Origin of the sequence: Psychrobacter sp. ANT_H56B (assembly GCF_008369245.1) — a bacterium.
In the GTDB taxonomy this organism is placed as follows: domain Bacteria; phylum Pseudomonadota; class Gammaproteobacteria; order Pseudomonadales; family Moraxellaceae; genus Psychrobacter; species Psychrobacter cryohalolentis.
In genome coordinates this window covers 1-3,052 of record NZ_VOBF01000023.1, presented here as the reverse complement: position 1 = coordinate 3,052, position 3,052 = coordinate 1, and the positions used below count along the sequence as shown (strand labels likewise).

At 43.3% G+C, this 3,052-nt stretch carries 1 protein-coding gene and 2 pseudogenes; 1 reads left to right on the top strand and 2 read right to left on the bottom strand.

What is annotated here, in order from left to right; all coding sequences use genetic code 11:
- Positions 1-259: 259 nt before the first annotated feature.
- Positions 260-559 carry a DUF4298 domain-containing protein gene (locus FQ082_RS12885; RefSeq protein ID WP_149493454.1) on the bottom strand — a complete coding sequence of 100 codons (300 nt, stop codon included), beginning with the start codon at positions 557-559 and terminating at the stop codon, positions 260-262.
- Between the two features lie 139 nt (positions 560-698).
- Here FQ082_RS12885 and FQ082_RS13235 point away from each other — a divergent pair.
- Positions 699-1,871: pseudogene (locus FQ082_RS13235) on the top strand (chromosome segregation SMC family protein); the annotation flags it as partial.
- 1,076 nt (positions 1,872-2,947) lie between these two features.
- On the opposite strand, the pseudogene FQ082_RS12875 reads toward FQ082_RS13235, so the two are convergent.
- Positions 2,948-3,052, bottom strand: a pseudogene (locus FQ082_RS12875) (IS1595 family transposase); the annotation flags it as partial.

The following is a 3,052-nucleotide window of genomic DNA, read 5'->3' as shown; positions in this document are numbered from 1 at the left end:
TCTAAATCCCATTGAAAAGAAGTGGGCACAGGCAAAATTTCTACGCCAAGGCTGGATGGAGAATAATCTACCTAAACTGTTTCATGATATGGGTTGTATCTCTTTTATTCTAGACTGACTATACTATGAGTCCACGGACTATAAGTCACATTATTTTATATTATAATGTAAATTTATACTTGATGGTCAAGAGCGAATTAATCAACTATGATAGTCTTTAATGATTATAGATAAAAATTATTTACCAAGACTTAAAGCTTTACTTCCTATCAATCGCATCTAGCCCTAAACGCATCCACTGTCGTGCCAGCTCGTCACGGTCAGTGAGCATATTCCATAGCGTATCTTCACTAAATATAGAGTGCTCTTTACCTGAGTGCTCAATTGGCAGATCTGCTTCACGATCCGCCATCCATTGTGGATTAAGATAATAATCTTTCAACTCGTTTAGCAATGCTTCAGCTTGCAAAAACTGCTGTTGCGCTTTAAGCTGCTGGCGGTATAGTGCGCACCATTCTTCATATTTTTGCTGCAATTCTTGCGGATTATAGTTAGTCATTTTAATTCTCGTGGTTTTTAGTGTTTAAATTAATGATATTGATTTTAAGCCATATTATAGCGTCCCTCATAAACCCTAAAAATTTAGCACAATTTGAGGTAGAATAGCCGCCTGTTTTTGCTAAGTTTACTGATTATTCATGCGTCTAAAATCTCTCAAGCTGGCAGGCTTTAAATCCTTTGCCAATCCTACCACTTTTACCTTCCGCCATGGCATCACCGCCATTGTCGGGCCAAATGGCTGCGGCAAATCCAACGTCATCGATGCCATTCGCTGGGTGCTGGGTGAGACCTCTGCCAAGCAATTACGTGGCGGGGCGATGAGTGACGTTATCTTTGCTGGTACGCAAGATAAAGCCGCCAAAAGTGCCGCCAGCGTTGAGCTGACTTTTGAGCATACGCAAGATGAGCAAAACGGTATTCGCCATGAGTTTAATCTGTATCAAGAGCTGTCCGTTCGTCGTCAGGTAAATAAGGAAGGTCGCTCAGATTATTTTATCAATGGCACGCGCTGTCGTCGTCGTGATGTGGTCGATGTATTCTTGGGCACGGGTCTTGGCGCGCGCAGTTATGCTGTCATCGAGCAGGGTATGATTGGGCGTATTGTTGAATCTAGCCCACTGCAGCTACGTGAATTCATCGAAGAAGCGGCAGGGGTTTCACGCTATCAAGCGCGCCGCGAAGAAACGCAAAAGAAGCTTGAGAAGACGCAGGATAATTTAGCACGTCTGCACGATATGCAAAGCGAGCTGGTGAGCCAACAAAAACGCTTATCTAAGCAAGCCGCCAGTGCTGAGCGTTACGAAGAGTTAGCGTTAACACTTGCTGATATTAAACAACAACTTGCCATTCAGCAGTTATATCAAGCAAAGCATAATCAGCAGCAGCAAAAAATCGCCCATGAACGTAGCGCTAATGAAGTCGCCACACTACAAGTCAGCTATGAGACTCTAAAAGCTAAGCAAGATAAGCTTGCTGCCCATATCAATCAAGAACAATGGCTAAAAGACGATGCCCAAAGTAACCATTACCAGCAGCAGCTAAGCTATCAACAAGCTGAGCATGAGCTTAGCGATGCAAAGTCACAGCTGACCACCATTGAGCAGCAACTTGCCAGCTTAGAGCAGCAGCGTCAGCAAGCAGTCGATGAAATTGAGCGCTTAAAATCTGATGAAGCTGAGCAGCAGAAGGTGCTAGAATTATTGCGTCCGAAGCTCATTGAATTAACGAATAAACGTGAAGCGCATAAACGCAACGAGCAACCGTTGCAGCGCGCCTACCATGATGCGCAAAATCAGCTGTCACGCCTGCAAGATACCGTGCGCTCGCTTGAGCAGCAGCAAGCGATTAATAGCCAAGCGCAAAAACGTTATCAGCAAAACCATGATAAGTGGCAGCGCCGCCAGCAAAATTGGCAAAATCTCTGGCAGCAATTACAACAGTCTGTATCTCTAAATAATTGTGCCGACGAGCAAGAGCCGGCTGATGCGAACAATTTACAGCACACATTAGACACGAAAGTGACTGAGCTAAATAAACAGCTGCAACAGATTGAGCGTCAACAAGATAGCGTTGATGAACGTCTGTCAGAGCTACAACCGCAAGCGCATGATTTACAGCAGCGTTTAAACATGCAGCAGCGCGAGTTAAGTGAATTTGAAAAACGTCATGCCGTATTGGCAAGTGAGTACGATACCCTACACCAGATATTGCATCCTAAGCCTATTCCAAAATCGCAACCGCTTGTTCATGCAAAAACTGCCGATGTTAAAGGTGATTTAGAAAGCGAAATAGTCAGCGACTATAACCAATTGACCATTATCACCTTGCGCGAGCAGATTGAGCTAAGCGAGAAAGGCAAACAACATGCGCAATTACTCGATAGCGTATTGGCGTTGTGGTTGGATAGTCATGTATTGGTTTGCAATCAAAACATGCAGCCAAGCATTGATAACGCGAGCGATGATTCTGAGAAACCACACAGCTTATGGCAAGCGCTTAAGCAGGACTTAACAGCTTTATTTACTTATCGGACTGCGCAAAATGCGCATAGTAGTACGAAAGAGAAGTCACTAGTAGAAACTAGTCACAGCTTATGGTTATCTACAAAGCAAAATGAGGCAAATACAAAACCATTTATCAGTAAATTGCCAGATACTCTAAGTGATAAAGTACTACCTCTATCAGAGCTGATTAGCGCGCCGAACTTAGCGCTTTGGCAGCAATGTTATTTATATATTGCGCAACCTGAGACAAATAATAAGCAAACGTTAGAAGTGCTTGCTGAGATTTTAAAGGCATTGCCATCATCAGCCATTTTGCTAACGTCTGATGGCTGGCTTATCAGTCGTCAGGGGACGATTAATCTAGGGGCTGTAGTAGATAAGGATTAAATATCACACCATTTTCTCAACGTTTTAAGCTGATTAGACGGTGCGCCATAATTGAATCTAAACTCACACTCTTTTAAAAATAGAGGGAAGTTCTTTTTATC

Excerpts from the sequence above, each read along its gene's own strand:
- FQ082_RS12885 (WP_149493454.1), bottom strand. The coding sequence starts at position 559 with ATGACTAACTATAATCCGCAAGAATTGCAGCAAAAATATGAAGAATGG.